Origin of the sequence: Corallococcus sp. BB11-1 (genome assembly GCF_026626625.1) — a bacterium.
Lineage (GTDB): Bacteria > Myxococcota > Myxococcia > Myxococcales > Myxococcaceae > Corallococcus > Corallococcus soli.
The window spans coordinates 1-24,925 of sequence record NZ_JAPNJY010000004.1; the positions used below are offsets into that span (position 1 = coordinate 1).

General features: G+C 70.9%; 25 protein-coding genes and 2 pseudogenes. 17 read left to right on the plus strand and 10 right to left on the minus strand.

Annotated elements, in window-relative coordinates; all coding sequences use genetic code 11:
• A pseudogene (locus OV207_RS05475) lies at positions 1–646 on the plus strand (hypothetical protein); the annotation flags it as partial.
• Positions 647–741: 95 nt separating this feature from the next.
• The gene (locus OV207_RS05480; protein ID WP_267553191.1) at positions 742–1,329 is read left to right on the plus strand and encodes a hypothetical protein; all 588 of its coding nucleotides are present in this window, start codon (positions 742–744) and stop codon (positions 1,327–1,329) included.
• Between the two features lie 51 nt (positions 1,330–1,380).
• Here OV207_RS05480 and OV207_RS05485 read toward each other — a convergent pair whose 3' ends face one another.
• Positions 1,381–2,976, minus strand: coding sequence for a sigma 54-interacting transcriptional regulator (locus tag OV207_RS05485; protein WP_267553193.1), 1,596 nt, complete (start codon positions 2,974–2,976; stop codon positions 1,381–1,383).
• A gap of 231 nt (positions 2,977–3,207) precedes the next feature.
• Here OV207_RS05485 and OV207_RS05490 point away from each other — a divergent pair, with 231 nt between their 5' ends.
• The 3 genes from OV207_RS05490 (at position 3,208) to OV207_RS05500 (ending at position 5,709) form a co-directional block, all read left to right on the plus strand.
• Positions 3,208–3,762, plus strand: a complete 555-nt coding sequence (locus OV207_RS05490) for a peroxiredoxin (RefSeq protein ID WP_267553195.1) — start codon at positions 3,208–3,210, stop codon at positions 3,760–3,762.
• A 6-nt stretch (positions 3,763–3,768) separates the two neighbouring features.
• Positions 3,769–4,296, plus strand: a complete 528-nt coding sequence (locus tag OV207_RS05495) for a carboxymuconolactone decarboxylase family protein (RefSeq protein ID WP_193347334.1) — start codon at positions 3,769–3,771, stop codon at positions 4,294–4,296.
• Positions 4,297–4,440: 144 nt separating this feature from the next.
• Positions 4,441–5,709, plus strand: coding sequence for a pyridoxal phosphate-dependent aminotransferase (locus OV207_RS05500; RefSeq protein WP_193347333.1), 1,269 nt, complete (start codon positions 4,441–4,443; stop codon positions 5,707–5,709).
• A gap of 21 nt (positions 5,710–5,730) precedes the next feature.
• On the opposite strand, the gene OV207_RS05505 is transcribed toward OV207_RS05500, so the two are convergent.
• Entirely contained in the window at positions 5,731–6,423 is a 693-nt protein-coding gene (locus OV207_RS05505) for an SIMPL domain-containing protein (RefSeq protein ID WP_267553197.1), read from the minus strand.
• Positions 6,424–6,485: 62 nt separating this feature from the next.
• Between OV207_RS05505 and OV207_RS05510 the strand changes: the two genes are divergently transcribed.
• Positions 6,486–7,736, plus strand: a complete 1,251-nt coding sequence (locus OV207_RS05510) for an MFS transporter (RefSeq protein ID WP_267553199.1) — start codon at positions 6,486–6,488, stop codon at positions 7,734–7,736.
• A 154-nt stretch (positions 7,737–7,890) separates the two neighbouring features.
• A complete protein-coding gene (locus tag OV207_RS05515; RefSeq protein ID WP_193347329.1) occupies positions 7,891–8,250 on the plus strand; it encodes a GFA family protein in 360 nt (119 codons plus the stop codon).
• A gap of 105 nt (positions 8,251–8,355) precedes the next feature.
• Here the strand turns inward: OV207_RS05515 and OV207_RS05520 are convergent, their stop codons facing one another.
• From OV207_RS05520 to OV207_RS05530, 3 genes are all read right to left on the minus strand, one after another.
• Entirely contained in the window at positions 8,356–9,051 is a 696-nt protein-coding gene (locus tag OV207_RS05520; protein WP_267553202.1) for a DNA-3-methyladenine glycosylase family protein, read from the minus strand.
• A gap of 50 nt (positions 9,052–9,101) precedes the next feature.
• Complete coding sequence (locus tag OV207_RS05525; protein WP_267553204.1) at positions 9,102–9,590, minus strand: hemerythrin domain-containing protein; 489 nt, start codon at positions 9,588–9,590, stop codon at positions 9,102–9,104.
• Between the two features lie 82 nt (positions 9,591–9,672).
• Entirely contained in the window at positions 9,673–11,187 is a 1,515-nt protein-coding gene (locus tag OV207_RS05530) for an FAD-dependent oxidoreductase (protein WP_267553206.1), read from the minus strand.
• A gap of 222 nt (positions 11,188–11,409) precedes the next feature.
• On the opposite strand from OV207_RS05530, the gene OV207_RS05535 reads away from it, so the two are divergent.
• Genes OV207_RS05535 through OV207_RS05550 form a run of 4 tightly spaced genes read left to right on the plus strand, consistent with a single transcriptional unit; the run spans position 11,410 to position 14,951 of the window.
• Positions 11,410–11,628, plus strand: coding sequence for a hypothetical protein (locus OV207_RS05535; RefSeq protein ID WP_267553207.1), 219 nt, complete (start codon positions 11,410–11,412; stop codon positions 11,626–11,628).
• Between the two features lie 4 nt (positions 11,629–11,632).
• A complete protein-coding gene (locus tag OV207_RS05540; protein ID WP_267553210.1) occupies positions 11,633–13,747 on the plus strand; it encodes a PAS domain-containing sensor histidine kinase in 2,115 nt (704 codons plus the stop codon).
• Positions 13,744–14,154, plus strand: a complete 411-nt coding sequence (locus OV207_RS05545) for a response regulator (RefSeq protein ID WP_193347324.1) — start codon at positions 13,744–13,746, stop codon at positions 14,152–14,154. The genes OV207_RS05540 and OV207_RS05545 overlap by 4 nt, the downstream gene beginning before the upstream one ends.
• 32 nt (positions 14,155–14,186) lie before the next feature.
• On the plus strand, positions 14,187–14,951 hold the full coding sequence (locus tag OV207_RS05550; RefSeq protein WP_267553212.1) for a GvpL/GvpF family gas vesicle protein: 765 nt from the start codon (positions 14,187–14,189) through the stop codon (positions 14,949–14,951).
• On the opposite strand, the gene OV207_RS05555 is transcribed toward OV207_RS05550, so the two are convergent.
• The 5 genes from OV207_RS05555 to OV207_RS05575 all read right to left on the minus strand — a co-directional run bounded on the left by OV207_RS05555 (position 14,932) and on the right by OV207_RS05575 (position 21,126).
• The gene (locus tag OV207_RS05555; protein WP_267553214.1) at positions 14,932–16,128 is read right to left on the minus strand and encodes a hypothetical protein; all 1,197 of its coding nucleotides are present in this window, start codon (positions 16,126–16,128) and stop codon (positions 14,932–14,934) included. The two genes, OV207_RS05550 and OV207_RS05555, sit on opposite strands and share 20 nt — an antisense overlap.
• Positions 16,125–17,999 (minus strand): Gldg family protein, encoded by a 1,875-nt coding sequence (locus tag OV207_RS05560; protein WP_267553215.1) that lies wholly within the window; start codon positions 17,997–17,999, stop codon positions 16,125–16,127. The genes OV207_RS05555 and OV207_RS05560 overlap by 4 nt, the downstream gene beginning before the upstream one ends.
• Entirely contained in the window at positions 17,996–18,718 is a 723-nt protein-coding gene (locus OV207_RS05565) for an ABC transporter permease (protein WP_193347320.1), read from the minus strand. The genes OV207_RS05560 and OV207_RS05565 overlap by 4 nt, the downstream gene beginning before the upstream one ends.
• The gene (locus tag OV207_RS05570) at positions 18,715–19,638 is read right to left on the minus strand and encodes an ABC transporter ATP-binding protein (RefSeq protein ID WP_193347319.1); all 924 of its coding nucleotides are present in this window, start codon (positions 19,636–19,638) and stop codon (positions 18,715–18,717) included. Before OV207_RS05570 ends, OV207_RS05565 begins: the two co-directional genes overlap by 4 nt.
• 69 nt (positions 19,639–19,707) lie before the next feature.
• On the minus strand, positions 19,708–21,126 hold the full coding sequence (locus OV207_RS05575) for a TIGR01777 family oxidoreductase (RefSeq protein WP_267553218.1): 1,419 nt from the start codon (positions 21,124–21,126) through the stop codon (positions 19,708–19,710).
• A gap of 31 nt (positions 21,127–21,157) precedes the next feature.
• Here OV207_RS05575 and OV207_RS05580 point away from each other — a divergent pair, with 31 nt between their 5' ends.
• The 6 genes and pseudogenes from OV207_RS05580 to OV207_RS05600 all read left to right on the plus strand — a co-directional run bounded on the left by OV207_RS05580 (position 21,158) and on the right by OV207_RS05600 (position 24,874).
• Positions 21,158–22,123, plus strand: coding sequence for an L-threonylcarbamoyladenylate synthase (locus tag OV207_RS05580; RefSeq protein WP_267553220.1), 966 nt, complete (start codon positions 21,158–21,160; stop codon positions 22,121–22,123).
• Positions 22,124–22,193: 70 nt separating this feature from the next.
• Positions 22,194–22,952 (plus strand): DUF5953 family protein, encoded by a 759-nt coding sequence (locus OV207_RS05585; RefSeq protein ID WP_267553223.1) that lies wholly within the window; start codon positions 22,194–22,196, stop codon positions 22,950–22,952.
• Positions 22,953–23,061: 109 nt separating this feature from the next.
• Positions 23,062–23,301 (plus strand): type I restriction enzyme endonuclease domain-containing protein, encoded by a 240-nt coding sequence (locus OV207_RS05590; RefSeq protein WP_267553225.1) that lies wholly within the window; start codon positions 23,062–23,064, stop codon positions 23,299–23,301.
• A gap of 205 nt (positions 23,302–23,506) precedes the next feature.
• Positions 23,507–23,608, plus strand: a pseudogene (locus OV207_RS37750) (IS3 family transposase); the annotation flags it as partial.
• A 212-nt stretch (positions 23,609–23,820) separates the two neighbouring features.
• Complete coding sequence (locus tag OV207_RS05595) at positions 23,821–24,375, plus strand: hypothetical protein (RefSeq protein WP_267553227.1); 555 nt, start codon at positions 23,821–23,823, stop codon at positions 24,373–24,375.
• 4 nt (positions 24,376–24,379) lie between these two features.
• Positions 24,380–24,874 carry an SMI1/KNR4 family protein gene (locus tag OV207_RS05600; RefSeq protein ID WP_267553228.1) on the plus strand — a complete coding sequence of 165 codons (495 nt, stop codon included), beginning with the start codon at positions 24,380–24,382 and terminating at the stop codon, positions 24,872–24,874.
• Positions 24,875–24,925: the final 51 nt, after the last annotated feature.

Sequence of the window (24,925 nt, forward strand, 5' to 3'; positions counted from 1 at the left end):
CTACGCGCAGGCCATGTTCGAGAAGGACCCGAACAAGAAGGCCGAGCTGATGCTGCTGGCCAACAACACCGTGGGCCTGCACGAGCAGACCCAGCTCCAGTCCTTCGTGGAGAAGGCGCTCAACGCGCCCGTGAAGGAGGTCTTCCGCGGCATCCTCGACAAGAGCATCGAGGCGGGCGCCGACGCGCTGCCCTTCCCGGCGGACCTCGCCGCCAAGGCCGCCCTCAAGACGGGCGTGGTGGACCTGGTCCTCAACCCGCTGGTGGACAAGCTGGCGGAGGTGTTCCGGGGCATCGCCACCGAGCACATGATGAAGCTCGCGGTTCCCGGCGAGGCGCTGAAGCTGGGCAACGACCTGCCGCCGCCCGCGGGCATGGAGGACACCCTCTTCCCGCCGCACCTGCGCAGCATCGAGAACCCGAAGCTGCGCGAGCTGCTCGGGCGCATGGACGCCTCGCCCGACAGCCTCAAGGGCACGGGCGCGAACGACTGGAGCCAGTTGGATCAGCGGATGAACTACATCGTGGACCTCTTCCGCACGCGCCAGTCGGATCCGCGCCTGTTCGACCAGCCGTTCGGCAAGGAGGCCCACTACCCGGTGAAGCCCGCCGCGCCGCAGGCGACGGGCGCGCTCGGGGTGGCGTAGGCCCGGGTCGTACCCCATGGGGAGTCGGGGTCCTTTGAATGCGCGGCGCCCTGCCCCGTCCATCAGGGCAGACACGCTCTTGAAGGAGACTCCCCATGGCGAAGTGGCTGCTGGCAACGATGGCGCTTTCCCTCCCGGCCCTGGCCTACGCAGACGACTTCCGCAGGCCCACCGAGCAGGGCCAGAACCGGCAGGAGCTGCGACAGAACCAGCGGGAGACGCGCGATGATCACCACGACCTGCGCCAGATGGAGTCGCTGCTCGCCCGGTACGACTCGGCTCGCGGCCGCTCCGCGCGACGCGACCTGATGCAGGTGGAGCAGGACCTGCGCGGCTATGTCGCGTCGGAGCTGAACGAATCCCACCGCGAGCTGGCCCAGGACAAGCGCGAGGTGCGCTCCAGCACCCGCGAGGTGCGCTACGACGGCAACCGCCACGACGACCGCAAGGACCGCCGCGACGACGTGCGCGACGCCCGCCAGGAGTCCCGCGCCCTGCAGCAGACGCGCGGCATCGCCCAGCAGCTGGAGCGGCTCTACGGCCGCATGGACAGCGGCAGCGTCGCGCGCAAGCGCATGCTGATGGCGGACCTGGTGCAGCTGGCGCGCTCCGAGCAGTCGCAGAACCGCCAGGAGATGCGCGAGGACCGCCGCGAGGCCCGCGAGGACGGCCGTTGGTACTGAGCCGGCGCGCGAGTCATGACAAGAGGAACCGGGAGCGCGTGAAGAGGTCCTTCACGCCTCCTCGGCCGTGAAGCCCTCCAGCCGCGCGATGCCCAGCTTCTTCATCCGGCTCTGCAGCGTGGACGGCTTGAGCCCCAGCAGCGCCGCGGCGCCGCCCTCGCCGTAGACGCGGCCCCGGGTCAGCGTCAGCACCCGCAGGATGTGCTCGCGCTGCACGGCCGCCAGCGTCAGCACCGGCGCTCCGGCGGGCAGCGCCGCCGGGGCCTCCACGGAGGCCATCCGCGCACCCATCGGCCCCCCACCCACCGGCAGGTCGAACGCGCTCGCCGACAGCTCCTGGCCCTGCGTCAGGATGGTGGCGCGCTCCAGCGCGTTCGCCAGCTCGCGCAGGTTGCCCGGCCAGTCGTACGCCGCCAGCCGCGACAGCCCGGAGGCCGTCACCCGCATGCCCCTGCGGCCAATGCGCCGCGCCTGCTCCTCCAGCAGGAACACCGTGAGCTGCGGCAGATCCTCTCGCCGCTCGCGCAGGGGCGGCAGCCGCAGCGGGAACACGCTCAAGCGGTAGAAGAGGTCCTCGCGGAAGCGCTTCTGGGCAATCGCCTGGTGCAGGTCCACGTGCGTGGCCGCCAGGATGCGCACGTCCGCCTTCACCGTCTTGTCGCTGCCCACCGGCTCGAAGGACTTCTCCTGGAGCGCGCGCAGCAGCTTCGCCTGGAGCTCCACCGGCAGCTCGCCAATCTCATCCAGCAGCAGCGTGCCGCCGTTCGCCATCTGGAAGCGGCCCGCCCGGTCGCGGTTCGCCCCGGTGAAGGCGCCCTTCACGTGGCCGAACAGCTCGCTCTCCAGCAGGCCCGCCGGAATGGCCGCGCAGTTGAGCGACACGAAGGGATGGTCCCGGCGCGCGCTCCAGCGGTGGATGGCCCGCGCCAGCCGCTCCTTGCCCGTGCCCGTCTCACCGGTGATCAGGACCGGCGTGTCCGTCTCCGCCACCTGCCGCGCCCGCCGCGACAGGTCCCGCATCACCGGGCTCAGCGACGACTCCAGGATGCCCTCCGAGTCCCCGCCCAGCTGCGACTCCAGCAGCTTCGCGTGCTCGTGGTCCTGCCGGTGCAGCCGCTCCACCGCCACCCGCTGCTCGGCGCCCTGGAGCGCCGTGGCCAGCATCTGCCCGTACACCTCCACCAGGTCCACCACCGGCTGCGCGTACGCGACGCACTCCGCGCGATCCAACGTCAGCACGCCGTAGCAGCGCTCCCCCGCGCACAGCGGGACCACCATGCACGAGTGCCCCGCCGGCAGGTCCAGCACCCCGTCGAACGGGTCGCCGTCCCCGTGCGCGTGGTCCTCCTCCGTGAACGCCCGCGCGCGGCGCGTCTCCAGCGCGTGCCGCAGCGACGGGAAGTCCGACAGCTGGAGCGAGTGCTTGCGCACCGCCTGGTTGGCCAGCGGCCCGCGCGCAGCGACGGCCTCCAGCTTCCCCTCCTTCAGCAGGAAGAGCGTGGCCAGGTCGAAGGGCACCACCCGCGTCAGCCAGTCCAGTCCTCGACGGAGCAGCTCCCCCACCCCCTCTTCGGTGGTTGCCAGCTCGACCAGCTCCCGAGCATCCTGCGTCACTTCCGGGTGGCGCCCCATCAGTTCATCCGGCATGTGTTACCGATAATAAGGACTCACCGAAATTGCAGTGGCGAAAGGCACCGGGATTTCGTTAATCACCTTCCCGGCAGCACCGCCCCGCCGGTGCGAATTCGAGGGTCAGATGCAAGCCCCTGGAATCACAGCAGTTGAAGCATTGGCACGGCCGCTGCTTTACACCGTAGCAACCACAACCTCTGGGGTGGACCACGATGGCCCGCCCCCCATCCCAAGGAGTCGAATCCCATGCTGACCGTCGGCGACAAGCTTCCGAACTTCAAGCTGAAGGGCACCGTGAGCCTGGAGAAGAACAAGGAGTTCCAGGAGATCACGAACGAGACCTACAAGGGCAAGTGGACCGTCCTGTTCGCGTGGCCGAAGGACTTCACGTTCATCTGCCCCACGGAGATCGCGGAGTTCGGCAAGCACAACAAGGACTTCAACGACCGCGACGCGGTCGTCCTGGGCCTGTCCACCGACAGCGAGTTCGTGCACCACGCGTGGCGCACGCACCACCCGGACCTGAAGAACCTGCCCTTCCCCATGCTGGCGGACATCAAGCGTGAGCTGTCCGGCGCGCTGGGCATCCTCCACAAGGAAGAGGGCGTGGCCCTGCGCGCCACGTTCATCGCGGACCCCGAGGGCATCATCCGCCACGTGTCCGTGAACGACCTGTCCGTGGGCCGCAACGTCAAGGAGACCGTCCGCACGCTGGACGCGCTCCAGACGGACGAGCTGTGCCCGTGCAACTGGCAGAAGGGTGAGGAGACGCTCACCACGAAGCTGCAGAAGGCGGGGTAACCCACCATGGCCTCGCTCGAAGTCGTCCGCAGCGAACTCGCGGACGCCCACAAGGACACCCGCCTCAACCTCTCCGCCGTCCTGGAGAGCACGACCCTCACCCCGGAGCAGCGTTGGGGTACGGCCGTGGCATGCGCCTTCGCCGTCCGGAACGACCGGCTGAAGGAGGCGATGCTGAACGAGGCGAAGCAGGCGCTGGGTGAGAAGTCCGGGCCGGTCATCGAGGACGCGCGTGCGGCGGCCTCGCTGATGGCGATGAACAACGTCTACTACCGCTTCCGCCACATGATCGGGAAGGAGTCGTACGCGACCAAGCGGGCGGGACTGCGGATGAACCGGCTGGCGCAGGTGCTGACGAACAAGGTGGACTTCGAGCTGGTCTGCCTCGCGGTCAGCGCCATCAACGGCTGCGAGATGTGCATCCAGTCCCACGAGAAGGTCGTGCTGGATGGCGGCCTCTCCGAGGAGCACGTGCACGACGCGGTTCGCATCGCCAGCGTCATCCACGCGGCGGCGGTGGGCCTGGAGTCGTAGAGGTGGCCCGCTGCACCGTTTGAAATGAAGCGCCTGGCGCCCTCCGGTGGAGACACCGGGGGGCGCTTTGTTTCCGCCCCAGGACACGGTGGGGCTGGAGCGGAAAGGCTGCGCCGCGAGTGTGGGCGCGCTAGCGTGCCCTCCGTGAGCGACAGCGTCCCCCTGCATGCGTTCCGCACCGTGCCCCGCACGGGCGTCATCTTCGTCACCGCCGAGGCCACCCGCCGCGGCTACCGTCCCGGCGACCCGGACTGGTGCAACCTGGGCCAGGGGCAGCCGGAGACGGGCGACCTGCCCGGGGCCCCGCCCCGCGTGGGCCAGGTGACGGTGGACATGGCGGACCAGGAGTACGCCCCCGTCGCGGGTCTGTGGGAGGTGCGGGAGGCCATCGCCAGCCTCTACAACCGCCTCTACCGCAAGGGGATGCCTGGCCAGTACAGCGCGGAGAACGTGTGCCTGTCCGGCGGAGGCCGCGCGGCCCTCACCCGCGCCGCGGCCAGCCTGGGCAGCGTGAACCTGGGCCACTTCCTGCCCGACTACACCGCGTATGAGGAGCTGCTGGACGTCTTCAAGGCGTTCACCGCCATCCCCATCCTGCTGGAGGGTGAGCGCGGCTACGCCTTCACCCACGACGACCTGCGCCGCGAAATCCAGGGGCGCGGCCTGTCCGCCCTGCTCTTCTCCAACCCGTGCAACCCCACCGGCAAGCTGGTGCAGGGCGACGAGCTGGCGCGGTGGGTGGGCGTCGCGCGCGAGCTGGAGTGCTCGCTGCTCATCGACGAGTTCTATTCGCACTACATCTGGACGGGCCGCCCGGGCGTGCTGCCGGTGGAGAGCGCCGCGCGGTACGTGGAGGACGTGAACCGCGACCCGGTGGTGCTCTTCGACGGGCTCACCAAGAACTGGCGCTACCCGGGCTGGCGCATGACGTGGACGGTGGGGCCCAAGCAGGTCATCGACACGGTGTCGAGCGCGGGCAGCTTCCTGGACGGCGGCGGCAGCCGGCCCCTGCAGCGCGCGGCGATTCCGCTGCTCCAGGAGGACACGGTGGTGGCGGAGACGCGCGCCATCCACGCCACCTTCCGGGAGAAGCGCGACAAGTTCCATTCGCGGCTGGAGCGGCTGGGCATCCGCACGGACCGGGCGCCGGACGGGACGTTCTACGTCTGGGGCAACCTGTCCGGGCTGCCCGCGCCGCTCAACGACGGCATGGCCTTCTTCCGCGCCGCGCTGGAGCAGAAGATCATCACCGTGCCCGGCGAGTTCTTCGACGTGAACCCGGGCAAGCGCCGCGCCCGGGCCTCGCGCTTCCGCAGCTACGTGCGCCTGTCCTTCGGCCCCTCGTGGGAGACGCTGGACAAGGCGCTGCAGCGGCTGGAAGCGCTGGTGCTCCAGCACACGCCCGCGACCTGAGGCGCGGCGGGCCGGCCCCGCTCAGGACTCCGGGGTCGGCACGCTGCGGAACTCCGCCGTGGCCATCACGTGCACCTTCTTGCGGTGCGACAGGGGGAAGCCCAGGGACACGCGCCCCTTGCTGTAGCCGCCACCCACGGACATCGGCACCGAGGAGCCCTCGTCACCGACGTTGTAGCCCCCCCGCCCGGTGGCGAAGAGGTGCGCCTCCAGCGTCTTCTCGGAGAAGCGGTGCAGCCCCGCAAGCTTCACGCCCAGCCCGGCGGCCACGCGGCGGGCCTTCTTCACCGACTCGCGGGCCAGCGCCTCCAGCCAGTCCTGGCGCAGCTCCAGCTCGCGCGAATAGCCCCACTTGAGCTCGCGCAGCGCCGCCTGCTTCATCGCGCTGAGGGCCGCGAGCACGTCCCCCAGCCGCTCCACCTGCTCCAGCCGGATGCGCAGCATGTACACCGCCGTGGAGGAGCGCGTGAGCAGCCCCTCCGACATCTCCGCCTGCACCGACTGGAGGGTGACCGCCGTCCGGGGCACGCCCAGCTCCTCCAGGGCGCGCACCAGCACCGCCACCTCCCTCGCGTTGGTGAACGCCGCGTTGCCGGTGAAGAAGGCGGACGCCTTCACCTCCACCACCGCGTCCACGTGGTCCGCCTCCAGCTCGTGGTCGGCGGACAGCTCCACGACGATGAGTCCCGACTCGGCTCCAGCCTGCTCCGGCATGCGTCCCTCTCCTGCCCGTCCCCACACGCTGGGGGGCCGGGAGTATAGGCTCACGCGCGACCATGCGACGCATCCCGTCCCGGCTGTGGCTGTTGTGCGCCCTCTACTTCGTGCAGGGCCTGCCGTTCGGCTTCCAGGTGACCGCGCTGCCCGTCTACCTGCGCACGCGCGGTGTCTCCCTGGCCGCGCTGGGGTTCGTGGGCTTCCTGGCGCTGCCGTGGATGCTCAAGGCGCTGTGGGCCCCGCTCGTGGACCGCTACGGCTCCAGGCGCGTGGGCCGGCGCCGCTCGTGGATATTGCCCATGCAGGCGGGCCTGGCCGTGGCGTGCGTGGGGGCCGCGTTCGCCTCCCGGCACGAATCCCTGCCGCTGCTGTTGGGCCTCATCTTCGTGATGAACCTCTTCGCCGCCACCCAGGACATCGCGGTGGACGGCTTCGCGGTGGACCTGCTGCGTCCGGAGGAGCTGGGCCTGGGCAACATCGCGCAGGTCGTGGGCTACAAGCTGGGCATGCTCACCGGCGGCGGGCTGCTCGTGTGGGCCAGCGCGCGCATCGGCTGGTCGGGCCTGTTCCTGCTCATGGCCGCGCTGTGCCTCCTGGTCTTCACCGTCGTCCTCTTCGTGCGCGAGCCGCCCCCGCGGGAGCAGGAGGGCCCGGACGCCCCGAGGCTGGACTGGCCCGCGCTGCTCTCCCGCCTCAAGGCCGCGCTCACGCTGCCGGGCACCGGGTGGCTGCTGCTCTTCATCGGCACGTACAAGCTGGGCGAGTCCATGTCCGACGTCCTCTACAAGCCCTTCCTCGTGGACGCCGGCTACACCCCCGCGCAGATAGGCCTGTGGGTGGGCACGTGGGGCACCGCCGCGTCGCTCATCGGCTCCACCTGCGGCGGCCTCCTGGCCAGCCGCCTGCCGCTGCTGGGCGCGGTGGCGCTGACCGGGACGCTGCGCCTGCTGCCCCTGGGCGGGCGGTGGCTCCTCACGCAGGTGGGCGTCAGCGACGCGGGCGTGCTGGGCGTCACCCTCACCGAGGAGCTCTTCGGCGGCGCGCTCACCACGGTGATGTTCGCCTTCATGATGTCGCGCACCGACCGCCGCATCGGCGCCACGCACTACACGCTGCTGGCCAGCGTGGAGGCCGCGGGCAAGGGACCCGCGGGTCCGCTCGCGGGGCTGCTCGCGGATCCACGGTTCGGCGGCTGGGGCTATCCGAACGTGTTCCTGCTGGGCGTCGCGCTGTCCGCGGCGTTCCTCATGCTGCTCGCGCCCCTGCGCCGGCTCTCCCCCGCGCCCACGGCCCAGCCCGTGAGGACGTGAAGTCCTGACGCACCGCTAAAAGCGCCCCGGGGGCCCGCTGTGCTCCCGGGGTCGCTTGCGGTCGCGCCGCCGCTGTCGTTGATTCCCGCCCCTGTCCGGGTAGGCGGAGCACCTGCTGCCGGCCCGGGCCTCACGAACCCCTGGAGGAAGCGACATGGCGGAGATGAAGACGTACGCGGGCGGATGCCACTGTGGACAGGTCAAGTACGAGGTCCAGACGGACATGGCCCAGGTGGTGAGCTGCAACTGTTCCATCTGCTCCAAGCGCGGCCTGCTGCTGAACTTCGTGACGCCGGAGCAGTTCAAGCCCGTGTCCGGGGTGGACAGCCAGAAGCTCTACCAGTTCAACAAGAAGGTCATCGAGCACCTGTTCTGCCCCACCTGCGGCGTGGAGTCCTACGGCACCGGCGTGGGCCCGGATGGCAAGCGGATGTTCGCCATCAACGTGCGCTGCCTGGAGGGCGTGGACCTCTCCACCCTCACCCCGATGCCCTTCAACGGCCGGGAGATGTAGACCGCCACGCGGCCCGCCACGGCAGGCCGCTCAGCCCCCTGGGAGGCTGGGCAGTGCCGAACACCGGCACCTCCGCGTGCGGGTGCGCTCCCGGCCCCCGAGCGCCTAGTCGCCCGGGGGCGGAGCGAAGGTGCCCACGGGCAGGTCCGCCGCCCGCCACAGGTACCAGCTCACCACCGTGCGGTACGGCCGCCAGCGCTCGCCGTACGCCAGGAGCGCCTTGGGCTTGGGCATGTCCTTCAGCCCCTGGACGACCATGAAGCCCTTGCGCACGCCGTAGTCGTCCACGGGCAGGATGTCCGGCCGGCCCAGACGGAAGATGAGCAGCATCTCCACCGTCCACTGGCCAATGCCCCGCACCCGCGTGAGGTGCTCAATCAGGTCCGCGTCGGACATGCGGCGCACGCGGGCGAGCGACGGCACCGTGCCGTCCACCGTCTTGCGCGCCAGGTCCTGCATGGCCAGCAGCTTGTTGGCGGACAGGCCCGCCTCGCGCAGCGTCGCGTCCGGGAGCGCGAGCAGCTTCTCCGGGGTGAAGGCCCTGCCCTTCCCCACGCGCTCGCACACCCGCCCGAAGATGGTGGCCGCCGCGCGGCCGTGGAGCTGCTGGTAGACGATGGAGTGCGCCAGCGCCTCGAAGGGGCTGTGCAGCGGACTGCGCTCCATGCGGAAGGGGCCCACCGTCTTGAAGAGCGGCGCGAGCGTCGGGTCGGCCCGGAGCAGGGAGCGCCGCACGGCGGGCGTGTACGCTTCGGGGAGCACGGAAGGGGACGGAGCGGGAGCGCGCGGCATGGGCCGCATGCTGCCCGGCCCCCCGCCACGCGCAACCCCGTTTCCACCCCTGGCTGACGCTAGATGGGCGCGGCGCGGTCGGTCTCCTCCGGCACGTCCATGCGAGGCTCGCCGTCCATCAGCGAGTCGAACTCCTCCTCCATCTGGATGCCCAGGTCCTCCAGCTGCTCCTTGCTCAGCAGCTTGCGCGCGGACTTGAAGAGCTCCTTCTCCTCCTCCTCGACGTGGTGCTCCACGTTCTCCTGGAGGACCTTCATCTTGGCGTCGAACTCCTCCTCGTCCGCCTCCATGCTCAAGAGGTCCGCGATGAGGCGCTTGACGACGAGGTGCTCCTCCACGGCCTCGCGCAGCTCGTCCTCCGTGTCCTCCTTCTTGAGCGCCGGATAGAAGTACAGCTCTTCAATCTTCGCGTGCGCCCCGAGCCGGTCGGCGATCTGCTCGAAGAGCTCCTGGCGCTGCTCGTCGTCGTGATCCGCGAGCTTCTCGTACTTCTTGAACAGCTTCGCCACCTCTTCGTGCTGCTGCTTCAACAGCTCCAGTGCGTTCATGTCGTCCCCCAGGGTGGTTGAAATGCAGGTGCTGATAGATGGGGGTGGAGGCTCCTGAATGGAAGCCACCCACCTCCGCTTCTCACTTCACCGGCAATTTCCGCGACGGCAGGTCCTTCACGGCGGGGCCGTTGAGCACGCGGCCCGTGGGGCTGAAGCGGCCGCCGTGACACGGGCAGTCCCAGGAGCGCTCCGAGTTGTTCCAATGCACGTGGCAGCCCAGGTGCGTGCACACGGGAGACACGGCGTGCGCGGTGCCGTCGTCCTCGCGGTAGACGGCCACCTTGCGACCGTCCACTTCGAGAATCTTCCCCTCACCGGGGGCGACGTCCGCCAGGTGGTGGCCATCCGGCTTCGCCAGGCGGTCCGCGACGAAGCGGAAGGCCACCTCCGCGTTCTCCTGGATGAAGTCCTTCGCGCTGGCCTTCGGTGTCACCCGGCCCGGGGCGTACAGCGCGGCGTAGGGGTTCTCGTTGCCGAGGATGAGGTCCGACACCACCATGCCGGCCAGCGTCCCGAACGTCATGCCCGTGCCGGAGAAGCCCGTGGCCACGTACACGTGGCGGCTGCCCACGTTGCGTCCGATATAGGGCAGGCCATCCGCGGGTTCGATGACCTGTCCCGACCAGCGGTGGGTGAGCCGCTTCACCGGCAGGTGCTTGCGCGCGTACGCCTCCAGCGCGGTGAAGCACGAGGCCGTGTCCTCCTCGGCTCCGACCTTGTGGTCCTCGCCGCCCACGATGACGTACGGCACGCCGTCCACCTGCTGCGTGCGGATGTAGTGATAGGGGTCCCGGCTGTCGTAGTACTGGCCCGCCTCCAGGGGGCCCTCCAGCGGCCCCGCCACCGCGTAGGTGCGGTAGGGGAAGAGCTTGGTGTGCATGGCCACGCGGTTGAGCGGCGTGGTGGTGGCCTCCACCACGGCCTGGGCCGTGACGGTGCCCCGCTCGGTGACGACGCGGCAGGGCGCGCCGTCGTGGATCTCCACCACCTTGGTGTCCTCGAACAGGTGGCAGCCGTCCCCGGGCAGGCCGTCCGCGAGCGCGAGCAGGTACTCGCGCGGGTGGAACAGCGCCTGGTCCTCCACGCGCAGCGCGCCCTTCACCGGGAACGGCAGGGGCACGTCCTTCGTGAACGAGGCCAGCAGCCCTACCTGCCGCGCGGCGGACACTTCGTGCAGCAGCTCCCGCAGCTCCTGGTCCGTCTCCGCGTACTTGAACAGGGGCACCCGGGTGAAGCCGCACGGGATGGAGAGCGTCTCCACCAGCGAGGCAATCTGTTCGATGGCGGCCCGGCTGGAGGACGCGGCCAGGTGCGCGCCCTTGTCGCCGAAGTCCTGGAGGAGCGTGGTGTACGGCGTGTCCAGCAGCTCCGTGAGGTGCGCGGTCGTCTGCCCCGTCTGGCCGGAGAGGATGCGGTGCATCTCCAGCACCGCCACCTTCTTGCCGGCGCGCTTGAGCAGCCAGGCTGTCGTCAACCCCGCGATGCCGCCACCGATGATGGCCACGTCCACGGCGAGGTCGCCCTGCAAGGGGGGAAAGTCCCGGGGCGGGGTCGTGACGGTCCAGAGGGATCTGTTCAGGCGCTCGTCATTCATGGTGGAAGGCTAGGAATCCGCCTTCCCGGGCATAAGCCACGCCTGCCGTGCCCCGGCCGGCCGCCTGCCCAGCATGGGGTGTGTGCGACCCAACAGAGCCCCGCCCCGGGTGTTGGCAAGTCAGGCCCCCGGGAAGGACGGACTGGGGCACAGCGACCCCAGCGCGTTAGAACCCCAGGGGCCACAGGTCCGCGTGCCGGGCGGACCCAGGAGCGGTGTCGAATGCCCGTGGAACGCATCGCTGGCGCGGCCAGCCTGGTGGACCTGCTGGACCGGATGCTGGACCGGGGGCTGCGCTTCGCCGCGCGGGAGCCGACGGCGCGAAGCCCCGCGGCCTCCATGGAACGGGAGGCGCGCATCGTGGTGGCATTTTCGGAGGTCCGCACCGCAGACTCGCCGGAACGCGGTCTTCCGCCGCGTGCACCCTCACCCGGAGCCTAAGTTCGTGGCGTCTCCAGCCCCACTGCCCCCCGCCGACGCCGATGCCGGGGCGCGCCTCGTGCTCGCCGAGCACCTGCTCGCCTGCGAGTCCGCCACCGCCTGTGCGCGGGCAATGGTGGAGTGGCTCGCGCGGCAGTGCGGCATCGCGGTCGCCTGTCTGGGTCCGGGCGACAGCGGGGCGGCGTCCGCGTGCCTGGCGGCCGAGGGGCTCTCTGCTCCCCAGCAGCTCACGCTCGCGCGGGCGTGGGACGAGCCCGCCTCGCCCCTGTTCTCCTTCCGCACCCGGCCCGGGGCCCGGTGGCTGGCGGCGGACGCGCTGGAGGGGAGCACCTTCGCGGGTGGCGTCCTCGCGGTGCCGCTGGGCCGGCCCGGTTCGCCCGCGGTCGCGCTGCTGACCCTGGGGCTGTCCGGGCCGGGCGTGCCGCCGGACGTGGCGTGGGCGGCGGCGTGCGCGGGGCCGTTGCTCGCGCGGCTGTTGGCCTCGGATGCGCGGACGCCGCGCCGGCCGGAGCCGGACCGGCTCCTGCGCCGGGTCATCAACGCGGTGTCGGATCCGGTGCTGTTGACGGACCCGGAAGGGGCGGTCCTCTTCGCCAATGGCCGCGCGGAGGCGCTGCTGGTGGCGGGGCCGGACGCCAGCCCCGGCCGCGCGCGCGCGGTGGAGCTCAACCAGCGCCTGTTCCGGGACACGCTCGCGCAGGGCGGCGCCACGGGGGCGGGCGTGCACCGGCGCGAGGTGCCGCTGGTGGATCCGGTGGAGGGCATGGACCTGCTCTTCGAGCTGGTCACCACGCCGGTGCTGGCGCCGGACGGGCCCGCGGTGGTGGTGAGCGTGCTGCGCAACGTGACGGACCTGGGCCGCGCCGCGCAGGCGCTGGGCGAGAGCTACCGCAAGCTGCGCGCGACCGAACGCGAGGCGCGCAGTGAGCGCCACCGGCTGGACCGGGTGCTGGACTCGGTGGCGGCCCCCATCATCCTGTCCGACCCCACGGGCGGCATGGTGATGATGAACGACCCGGCCGAGCGCCTCTTCGCCCAGCTCCACGACACGGGCGAGGCCTCCGGACGCCGGGTGCGCGCCAACGACGCGCTCTTCGGCTCCTTCCTCTCCCACCTGCTGGGCCCCGAAAACGCGGGCGTGTCGCGGTGGAAGAGCCAGCTGACACTGGATGATCCCTCCACCGGCGCGCCCGTGCCCATGGAGGCCACGGCCAACAAGGTGCTGGGCGACCAGGGGGAGCTCACCGGCATCGTCACCGTCTTCCACGACCGCACGGAGGTGCTGGAGCGGGCGCGGCTGCTGGAGCGGGTGAAGGAGGTCTCCAGCGACTTGGAAGCCCGCGTGCTGTCGGCGACGGCGGAGCTGGCGGAGCAGAACGAGAAGCTGCGCCGGCAGGCCATCCAGTTGGAGCAGGCGAGCGCCGCCAAGTCCCAGTTCCTGGCCAACATGTCGCATGAGTTCAGGACGCCGCTCAACGCCATCCTCGGCTACACCAACATGCTGCTGCAGGGCGTGTCCGGGGAGATGACGCCCCCGCAGCGCAGGAACCTCACCCGCATCGACTCCAACGGGCGGCACCTGCTGGAGGTCATCAACGAGATTTTGGACATCACCCGCATCGAAGCGGGGCGGATGCCGCTGCACCTGACGGACTTCGGGCTGCCGGAGCTGCTGCAGGAGGTGATGGCGGAGATGGACCCCATCATCGCGCGCAGCAAGCTGACGGTGGAGACGCACCTGGAGGAAGGGCTGCCGGGCGTGTGGACCGACCGACAGAAGGTGAAGCAGATCGTCCTCAACCTGTTGTCCAACGCGTTGAAGTTCACGCATGAGGGCAGCGTGCACGTGTCGGCGGAGTATCAGAACGGCACCGGCATCCTCTCCATCTCGGTGAAGGACACGGGCATCGGCATCGACCTGTCGAACCAGGAGAAGATCTTCGAGGACTTCCAGCAGGTGGACAGCTCTCCCACGCGGGCCTATGGGGGCACGGGGCTGGGCCTGTCCATCTGCCGTCGACTGGCCACCATGCTGGGGGGGCGCGTCTCCCTCCAGAGCAGCCCGGGCCAGGGTTCGACCTTCACCCTGCACTTTCCACGACGCGCGAGACGGACATGACGAACACCCCGGAAAAACCCAAGCCGCTCGTGCTGGTGGTGGACGACTACCAGGATGCCCGGGAGATGTACGCGGAGTACCTGGAGTTCTCCGGCTTCCGCGTGGCGGAGGCGAAGAACGGCCAGGAGGCGTTGGACAAGGCCTTCGAGCTGGTGCCGGACGTCATCCTGATGGACCTGTCCCTGCCGGTGATGGACGGCTGGGAGGCGACGCGCCGGCTGAAGGGCGACGCGCGCACGCGGCACATCCCGGTGGTGGCGCTCACCGGGCATGCGCTGAAGGGCCACTCGGAGGACGCGAACCAGGCCGGGTGTGACGCGTACGTCACCAAGCCGTGCCTGCCGGACGCGCTGGTGGACCAGGTGAAGAAGATGATCGAACGGCGCGAGGCGGCCCAGGCACGCTGAAGCGCCGCCCCAGCCGAAAGGCGGAGCACGCCATGGCGACGAAGCAGCAGGCGGAAGTGTCGCGGGAAGGCAGGGCTCGCTACCTCTACGCCGTCGTGCGGGCGCGGAGCGGCTGGGCGGCGGAGCTCACGGGGCTGGGCCCGTCGCCGGTGCACGCGGTGCGCGAGGACGACCTGCTGGCGCTGGTGTCCGACACGGCGGGCCTGAGGGTGGCCCCCACGCGGGCGCACCTGCTGACGCACCAGCGCGTGACGGACGCGGTGCTGCGCGAGCACACGCTGGTGCCGGTGGCCTTCGGCACGGTGCTGCCGTCGGAGGAGCGCGTGCGGGAGCTGCTGCGCGTGGCCCACGCACCGCTCGTGCGCGCGCTGGACGTGCTGGAGGGGCGCGTGGAGCTGGGGCTCAAGGTGTACTGCCACCGCGACGCGCTGGCGCGCAGGCTGGAGGCGGAGCAACCGGAGCTGGCCCGGCGCCCCTCCGAGCCCGAGGAGGACCACGAGCAGCGGCTGGAGCTGGCGCTGCTGGAGCGCACCACGCGGGACATGGACGTGCTGCGCACCGGGCTGGCGCCGCTGGTGGCGGCCACGCACGAGTCCGCGCCCCTGGGGGAGCGGATGCTGCTCAACGCGGCCTTCCTGGTGGACCGCGCGGCGGTGGCCGCCTTCGAGGCGCGGCTGAAGACGCTGGTGGCGCGCACGGAGGTGTACGCCTTCCGCTTCACCGGCCCCTGGGCGGGCTACAGCTTCGTGGACGTGCGGCTGGACATGGAGGGCGGGCTCAGCGCGGGGGCGCGGTGAGCTTCACGGCCTCCTCGGCCAGGGACTCCAGGCCGCCGCCCATGCGCGTCCAGCCCGGGGTGAACTCCGTGCGCGCGTACCACATGTGGTCCGGCGTCTTCGCGAACGTGACGTCGCCCACGGGCTTGCCGGCGCGCTGGTACTCGACGCGGAAGGCGGGCGTGGGGGCGGGGCCCGGCGGGGACTCGCCCCGGCCCAGGAACTCCACCGGGGTGAGGCGCCACACGCGGTCGTGCCAGTTGCGGGCGAAGTCGTCCGGCGCGCCGGGGGCGTCCACGGGCGAGAGCTGCACGGCGCCCGGCGGGCTGCCGCTGGCCACGAAGGCGCGGGACGCGGTGCCAGCGCTGATGACCACGCGGTCGAAGCCGTCCACGTCAAAGGTGTGCAGGCGACGGTCCACGAGCCGGCTGGACGCGGCCTCCAGGTCCGACAGCAGCGCGGGGCCCAGGAGGAAGACGTGGCCGTCGGAGTCGCGCTGGAGGTAGGGCGCGCCCCAGCCGGAGGCAGGCGCCGCGATGCGGAAGGTCCTCGGGGTGCCGTCCAGGGTGAGCGTCAGCGCCCGTTCGGTCTTCGCGAGACCCATCTCCTCCAGCTTCTGGGCGTCCAGGACGCCCAGGTCGCGCTGAGCCCGCAGCGGGGCGAACCTCGCGAACAGCGTCTGGGCCAGGTCGTTGCCGCGCAGCTCGCGGGGCGGGGCCACGGGGGCGGGGGGAGCCTCGGAGCCCGGGGTCGCGAGGGCTCCCGCGTCCACACCGCGAGCAGCGACTCCGGCATCGGATGCTGCGCTCGAGCGAGAGGCCGCATCCGCGGCGCGAGCACCCGCGCCCGCATCGGACGCCGCGACCGTGAGGAACGCCGCATCCGCAGCACCCGCGTCGGACGCCGCGCGGACGAGCGCGCCCGCATCACCACCGGCGTCACCCGCATCCGCGGGCTTCGGCTTCGCGGGCTTGTTGCCCAGGCGGACCCAGATGGACTCCCGGTCCTGGGGGTCGCGGAACAACTCCACGAAGCGCGTCTCATCGTCGTAGCGGATCCGGTCGAGCGAGCGCACCTGCGCGTCCTCCACCGTCACCTCGCCCACCGCGCGGGACGGCTCGCGCTGCCACACGAAGAACGCGGCCACCAGGGCCACGCCCGCCAGGACTCCCTGCACGGCCACGTCGCGCGCCTTCATCGCGCACCTCCCACCGTCGCGGCGCTCCGGGGCGCCCGCCGCCCGCGCCTGCGCGTCACGAAGAAGCCCACCGCCAGCACCACCACCGGCGCCAGGAAGACGGTCGCGTAGAACCACGCGACGTCCTGCGCGCGCGTGTGCTGCAACGGCACGTCCTCCTCGCTCGTCGTCACCCCGGAGAGCGCCTCCTCCCCGGAGAGCCAGCGCAGCGTGTCCACCGCGAGGTACGCATTGCCCACGTTGCCCAGGATGCCGTCGCCCAGCGCGTCCGCGTCCGCCAGCACCACCGCGCGCGGCGCGGGCTTGCCCTCCCCCGCCGCCGGCCTCTCCACCGCCACCACCAGCGGCCACGCCCGCGTGACTTCACCGGCCTGGGGCTCGAAGTCGCCGTTGAGGTCCGCGAAGGTCTCCGCATGCGCACGCACGCTCGTGTCCAGCTTCACGCCGGCCACGGGCGGCGACACCAGCTCCAGCGCCACCGCGCCCGGGAACGCCACCGCCGCCTGGGAGCCCAGCGCGGACAGCGACGTGACGGACGGGTGCGAGGAGAAGCTCGCCGTGCCCAGGTTGCCCCGGTCACTCACCTGACGCGCGGTGCGGAAGTAGACGCGGTCGTTCGCCAGCGGCACGCGCAGCGACCGGAGCCCCAGCGGCTTGAGCAGCGACTCCAGCCCCGCGCCCTCCGGCTCCAGTCCAATCCACAGCCGGCCGCCCTGCGCCCAGTACTCGTGCAGCGCGGTGACCTCCTCCGGGCGCAGCTCGCTCGTGGGCCCCAGCACCACCACCATGGCCGCGTCGCGCGGCACCTCCGTGCCCAGCCCCTCCGCCACCGTGAGCGTGCGCACGTCCACGTTCTGCGAGCGCAGCAGCTCCTTGAACTGCGACACCGACGGTCGGGCCGCCTCGCCGGGGACGGGCCGCGTGTCGGCGCGCTCCCCATGGCCGCCCGTGAGGTAGACGATGCGCCGGGGCTTCGCCACCGACAGCATCCGCCGCTGCACCTCCGCGTCCAGCCGCTGGAGCTGCCCCCGCGCGCGCTCCAGGTCCATGCCCAGGGTCAGCACCTCCTTGCGGTCCCCGCGCGACAGCACCACGGAGCCGTTGTTGCTGACGCCCAGCGCCTTGCCCCGCGCGGGCTCCACCGCCTGGTCCAGCGCCTCCACGCCGAGCAGCGGGCTCTGCGGCTCCAGGTCGCGGAAGTACTGCCGCACCGCCTCCCCCACCTCGTTGGCGGGCGGGAAGAAGAGCGTCACCTGCAGGGGCTCGTTGAGGCCGAGCACCAGCTTGCGCGTCGCCTCGCCCGGCCGGGCGGTGCGGAAGTACGACAGGTCCCAGGTCGCGTCCGCCTTCCTCGCCACGTAGGTGGCCGCGAACGCGAACACGCCCACGAACGCCATGCCCAGGCCGGAGAACAGCGCGCTGCGCACCCGCCCCGTCTCCGGCACCGGCGCGCGCGCCATCGCCATGAGCGCGGCCTCCACCAGCGCCAGCGGCAGGAGCGAGCACACGAGCAGCGCCGGGAACAACACCGCCAGCACGCCCGCCAGCCTCGGAGCGGAGCGCGACAGCGGGGCCCCGAAGAGCGCCGTGCCCACGTCTCCCTGGAGGAAGTAGAGCACCAGCGCCGCCAGCCCCACGCCGTACAAGGCCAGGACCCACCGCTCCGCCGGGCGCCGCGCCGGAGGGGCCGCCAGCATCCGCACCCCTCGCCAGCCCGTGGCGCCCACGGCGACGGCGGTGCCCAGCGCGGCCAGGGCCACGCGGCCGGAGCCCGCGCCCAGCACGCGCTCCGCGAGGAAGACCGCGACCAGCCCGGAGACGAAGGCCACCGTCGCGGCCAACCCGGTGCCGGAAGAACCCGTCGTGCTCATCGCCACCTCCGCGCTTCCAGCACCCGGGTCGCCGCGAACAGCGCCACGTACGTCACGGCCAGGTAGTAGACGACGTCCCGCACGTGGATGAGCCCCGCCTGGAACGGGGGAAAGTGCTGGTTCCACAGCGACATCGCGCTGAAGACGTCCGACAGGGGCTGCTCGGTGATGCGCGCGAGCAGCCAGCACAGGATGAGCGCCACCAGCATCACCGCGGAGAAGATGGCCGCGAGCAGTTGGTTCTTCGCCAGCGACGAGCCGAACGTCCCCACCGCCAGCGACGCGCTGCCCAGCAGCAACAGCCCCAGGTAGCCCGCCGCGACGTGCCCGAAGGACACCTTGCCGTTCACCAGCACCAGCAGCGGCATGTACAGCGTGCACAGCAGGTAGAGCGCGAGGAACGCGAGCCCCGCCAGGTACTTGCCCAGCACGATGTCCCGGTCGCGCACCGGCGACGCGTAGAGCAGCGGCAGCGTGCCCGTCTGGCGCTCCTCCGCGAGCAGCCGCATGGACACCAGGATGGCCGCCACGATGGTGAACCCGCTGGAGTAGTAGAAGAAGCCGGACAGCACCTCCGCGGAGCGCTTGCTCGCGCCGCCCAGGGCGTACGCGTTGAAGAACAGCCCGTTCACCGCGAGGATGACCGCGAGGATGACGTAGCCGCTGAGCGTGCGCAGGTAGCCGGCCAGCTCGCGGCGGGCAATCAGGAGCGCCTTCACGCGCGCACCTCCTGCCCCGTCAGCTTGAGGAAGAGCGCTTCCAACTGCCCCGCCCCCGCGTCCAGCCGCAGCAGCTCCAGGCCCGCGCCCACCACCGCCCGCGCCACCTGGGGCCGCAGCTCCGGGGACGCCGCCACCTTCAACCCCAGCACCTCGCCCTCCCCCGGCCGCGCCTCCACCGCGCCGAACGGCTGGAGCACCTCCAGCGCGCGCGCCCGCGAGCCCCGCACCTCCAGCTCGATGGACGGGCCGCCCAGGCTGCGCGACAGCTCCTCCTCGCTGCCCTGCGCGAGCAGCGCGCCCTTGTGGATGATGAGCAGCCGGTCACACGTCTGGGAGATCTCCGGGAGGATGTGGCTGGACACGAGCACCGTGTGCGCGCCCTTGAGGCCGCGGATGACGTCGCGCATCTCGACGATCTGGAGCGGATCCAGGCCGCTGGTGGGCTCGTCCAGGATGAGCAGCGCGGGCCGGTGCACCAGCGCCTGCGCCAGGCCCACGCGCTGGCGGTAGCCGTGGCTGAGCGTGGAGATGACCTCGCCGTGCACGTCGCGCAGGCCCGTCTTCTCCTCGGCCTCGCCCACGTGGACGGCGGTGGCCTTCGCGGGCACGTCGCGCAGACGGGCGACGTAGGCCAGGTACTCGCCCACCGTCATCTCCTCGTAGACGGGCGGCACGTCGGGCAGGTAGCCGATGCGCTGGCGCACCTCGTGGGACTGGCTCACCACGTCGTGCCCGTCGATGACGACGCGCCCCGACGTGGGCAGCAGCACGCACCCCAGGATCTTGAGCGTCGTCGACTTGCCGGCGCCGTTGAGGCCCAGGAAGCCGATGACTTCACCCTGACCGATGGTGAACGCGAGGTCGCGGATGGCCGCGTGCTCGCCGTAGTACTTCGTCAACCCTTCGACCTGGATCATCAGGACTCCTCGAAGCGAGGGGAAACGGCGCACTTCTGGCCCCCCGCCCCGGGAGTGTCAAGCACGGGCCTACGTGTGGCGGAATTCCGCGCCCTCCGTGGTGCGGCCCAGGGTGAAGCGCAGCGCGCCCTCCAGGTCGGGGAACAGGAAGGGGAACCCGTGGGCCTGGGCGACCGCAGGCAGGACGTGGGCGCTGGAGAGCAGGGTCTCCTCCCCCATCTGCCCGAACAGGGTCTTCACCACCGCCGCCGGCAGCGGGAACAGGGAGGGGCGGCGCAGCACCTTGCCCAGCACCCGGGCCAGGTCCCCCTGGCGCACGGCGTTGGGGGCCACCGCGTTGAGCGGGCCGCGCACGGCCGGGGTGCCGATGGCGAAGTGGATGAGGCCAATCACGTCCTCCAGTGACACCCAGCTCATCCACTGCTTCCCGGAGGCGATGGGCCCACCGCCTCCCGCGAGGAACGCGGGCGCAAGCTTCGCGAGCGCCCCGCCGCTCGCGTCCAGCACCACGCCGATGCGCAGGTGCACCACGCGGATGCCCGCGGCCTCCGCGGACGCGGTGGCGGCCTCCCACTGGCGCGTGACGTCCGCGAGGAAGCCCCCGCCCACGCCGGACGTCTCCGTCAGCTCCTCGTCGCCCCGGCTCCCATAGAGGCCGATGGCGGAGGCGCACACCAGGACGCGGGGCTTGCGCTCCATCCGGGCCAGGGCCTCGCACAGCACGCGGGTGCTCTCCGTGCGGCTCTTGAGGATCTCCTGCTTGCGCTCCTCCGACCAGCGCCCCTCCGCGACGTTGGCCCCGGACAGGTGCACCACGGCGTCCACGCCCTCCAGGCCCGAGGCGTCCACGGTGCCCTTGTCGGGAGCCCAGGCGATGTCGCCCCGGGCCACGTTCGCACGGCCGCGCACCAGCCGCTTCACGCGGTGGCCGCCTGTGGTGAGGAACGACGCCAGCGCCTTGCCCACCAGGCCCGAGGCGCCGCCGATGGCCACCGTCATGGGGCCCTGCTCCTTGAAGGCGGCGTGGCGGTCCAGGTCCATGCGGGTGAGGGTGTGGCGGTACGCGAACACGCGCTCCAGGCGCTTTCGCGCGTAGCCCCCGCCGAAGGTGTCGCCCAGGGCGCCCACGGGCAGCACGTACTCCACCGCGTCCTCCAGGACGGACGCCTGGGGGGTGGGGCCTGGGTGCACGCGATGGTTGTGGACCCACTTCGTGAAGGGCCCTTCACGCTGGGTGTCCTGGAAGGAAGCCCCCTCCTCGTAGCCGGTGTGTTCGGCGACCAGGCGCTGGGGGATGGGGCCCAGGTGGATCTTCACGACGACGCGGGCGCCGGGGCGGATGCCGTCGCCGGTGCGCTCGACGACCTCGGCGGGCTCCCAGGGGGGCGACAGGCGCTCGAAGGCGCCCTCGCGGGTGTGCCAGGCGAAGAGGTCGGCGGTGGGGACTGGCATCTGGCTGCGCGCATCGAAGACGTGCGACTTGCCCATGGGTGCTCCTGGGGGGAGATTGCGACCGAGCATGCTTAATCCCGACCTCCTCGACCGTGCAGTCGAATTGCTGCGACGCGGCGGTGTCATCGCCCTGCCAACAGAGACGGTCTACGGACTGGCCGCCAACGCCGAGGACGAGCTGGCGGTCCGTCGCGTTTTCGCCATCAAGGGCCGGCCGGCCACCCACCCGCTCATCGTGCACATCCCCGGGGCGGAGCACCTGTCCCAGTGGGCCCGGGTGATTCCGGACGAAGCGCAGGCGCTGGCGAAGGCGTTCTGGCCGGGGCCGTTGACCCTGGTGCTGCCGCGCACGGCGAGGGCCACGGACGCGGTGACGGGGGGCCAGGACACGGTGGCCCTGCGGGTCCCGGGGCATCCGGTGGCGCTGGAGGTGCTGCGCAGGATGGGCGGAGGCGTGGCCGCGCCGAGCGCCAACCGCTTCGGAAGGGTGAGCCCGACGACGGCGGAGCACGTGCAGCAGGACCTGGGCGGCGACGTGGACCTGGTGCTGGATGGGGGCCCGTCCACGGTGGGCGTGGAGTCGACCATCGTGGACCTGTCGTCCGGTGCGCCCGCGATTCTCCGGCCGGGAGGCCTGGCGACGGAGGAGGTGGAGCGGGTGCTGGGCAGGGCGGTGCCGGTGCGCGCGTCCACAACGGTGCGCGTGTCCGGTTCGCTGGCGTCGCACTACGCGCCCCGCGCGGGCGTGGTGCTGGCGGAGCCCTCCGAGGTGGGTCAGCGGGTGGAAGCGCTGCGGGCCCAGGGCCTGCGCGTGGGCGTGCTGGGCCCTGTGTCGCTGTCACTGCCCGGAGACGTGCAGCGGTTCGACGTGCCAGGGGAGCCAGCGGAGGCCGCGCGCGTCCTGTACGCAAGGCTGCGGGAAGCGGATGAGCAGGGCCACGACGTGCTCGTGGCCTGTCTGCCTTTGGCGAGTGGATTGGGCATCGCCGTGCGGGATCGGCTGTCGCGTGCGGCAGCGCCCCGGAAGGAGTGAGCGCCCGGGCGAAAGACGCGCTGGAGCGTGCGGCGCCCGAACTGGAGATCGTCGTCACGGGGTGCACGCGATGACGACGCGAAGCACTCTCGACGTCATTGTCTACGCGCCGTCGCTCCTCGCCATGGGCGGTCGCACGCTCGCTGTCGTCCATGGAATGGAGCGGGCACTCCCCGGTTTGCGCCTGGAGTGCAGAGTCACCGAGGAGCGGCGGCTTGCCGCGTTGCCTCAGCGCGATGCGTGGTTGGCTGAGGCGACCGCGAGCGGCAAGTTCCCGCTGCTATGCAACGCAGATGAGAGCTACCCCGTGATGATTTCCGGGGTGAAGCGATCCGCGAGTGCGAGCCCAGGCGGCCAGCCACTGTTCCAAATCCATGCGGAGTTGCCATTGGATGCGGCGGTTATCGCCGCGGCGGCGGATGTGCTTGAAGGCGTGGCAGAGGCGGCCAACGCGTTTTGGGGGCATGCGACGCCATCTGGCGCGGGGGTGGAGATCGCAAGGCAAACGCGTGATTCGGTACATAAGCCAGGGATTCCGCCCCGGGGACTGCCAGCACTCAAGCTGCCAGAGAAGATCCGCTCGCCTGAGATTCCGCAGCGCCTCGGATGGCTGAACTACTGGTCTGCCGCTGCCGCGCATGCCATCGGGTTCCCGGATCCATCGCGCGATACAGACCTGCTCTCTCGGGCGCGGCGCACTGCGACGGGGGGGTGGGTTGCTCGGCTCACCGATACACCGCTCGAACTCGACAACCCCTCGCACCTTGATGCGCTGATGCGCGCGTATGAGCGCTTCCCGGAGATTGGCGGGCGCATGACTCCGCGCTGAGTGCGACTGCTGGGGCTCGTGGTGAGCATCCAGGCCGGACGCGTCATGCGCGGACCTCAGCACCGCGAGCAGCAGCCCCAGAGCGTCACCAGCGCTCTGTGATAGCGCGGTGAAGGACCTCGGTGATGAAACGCCAAGAGCCCTCGCGCGTGAATTGGTGGAAACCGTGCGCCGCAACGTCACCATCGACTGGACCGTGAAGGAGTCCGTGCGAACCAAGCTCCGCGTCATCGTGAAGCGCACCCTTTGGAAGCATGGCTACCCGCCGGACAAGCAGGAGTCGGCCACGGACACCGTATTGCAACAGGCCGAACTCTTGTCGGACTACTGGACTGAAACAACTGCATGAGAGGCCTTCGAGCGGTTTCCGTCTCGGACGCCAGAGGCCGACGACAGCGGAGTTCGTGGAGCAGTACCTGGGAAACGACGTGGACTTGGTGCTGGAGGGGGCCCTCCAGGGTCGGCGTGGAGTCGACCATCGTGGACCTGTCGTCCAGTGCCCCACGATTCTCCGGCCGGGAGGACAGGCGGAGGCCGCGCGCCTCGCGACCCACGCTACCGTCCTCACCGCCGCCTTCGCCGCCCACCCCGAGCGCTTCTCCCACGGCCCTCCGAAGCCCCAGGCTCTTCCGAACGCCGTCTGGATCAACAACCCCGCTCCGCTTCCCAAATCACAGGGGGCTGCTCACCCATCTCTCAGTTTCGCTGTCTCATTCATGTTGACAGGTTTCGTATCCCATCTGGGGTAGCGGGCTTGTCGGCGCCGCCAGTAGGGTCCGCGCCCATGAAAAATATGAACAACACGCCTTCCCGGCATTGTCTTGCGGTCCTGGCCCTCGCGTGCCTCACGGCATGCGCCGAGGGCGCAATGACCACCACGGGCGGTATCCGGAAGTGGGTTGGCCCCCAGGTGAACGTGCCCGGTGGCGGGCAGTTCCGCACCGTCATCTTCTACGGCCCCTGGCAGTGCAGCTCCAGCATCATGAACTACTGCCGCGACAAGTGCTCCGGGGAGGGATTCGCACTCCAAGGCTGCATCTGGCTTGCGGACGTGAAGATGGACTTCACGGGCGACATTGTGCGGGCCGGAAGTCGGTTCGGGATGGCGAACTGCTGCTGCAACTACTCGACGCTCAGCAACGCTCAGACCGAGGCATCCCGTAGGAAGTGGAACAACATCCGCACGGGGTTTCGGGAGCGGTGGTCAGAGAAGTTCGGGGAGTGGCCCCGCGAGGCCAACGGGGACCCGTACCAGGGGCACCACATCCGCGACCTCAAGCATGGAGGCAATCCCACCGACTGGGACAACATCATCCCGTTCCCCAAGGATCTCCACGAAAACCTGCTTACGCCCTACAACCAGTGCTACGCGAACCAGCCCCCGTGGACGAGTCCCGGGGGGAGCTACCCCTACGGAGAGTAGCCGCATGAGAATGACCGCCTTGCTCGAAGAGGTTTCACGCCTGCACCACGCCCCCCGCCCTGCGACGCCTGCGCAAATCGATGCGTTCGAGCAATGCATGGGGTGGCGCCTGGACGCGGACATGCGCGCGTTCTACCTGCACTGCGACGGCGCCGAACTCTTCGGCCAATGGAGTCCCGAACACGGTCGGGTCATCGACCCGGCATTCCGCTTCTTTCCGCTGGCGATGATTCGGCGTGCGCGGGTGGTCATGCTCAAGGATGACTCCGACAGGGCCGGACCCGCGTCGTGGTACGCGACATGCGAGGTCCGGGACAGCAACTACATCATCGTGGACGTGAGCGAACAGCACGACGGGCGGTATCCCATCATCGACGGCTACCGCGAGGCATTCCCGGACCCGTACTACTGCCGCCGCATCGCGGGCTCGTTCGGGGATTTCCTGGCGGGCGCGCTGGCATCGAACGAACAGTGGTTCTGGCTTCGCGACGAGGAGTAGCTGCCAGGGCGCGGCGCCAACGCGACGCCTTCCATGGCGCGGCAGTCCACC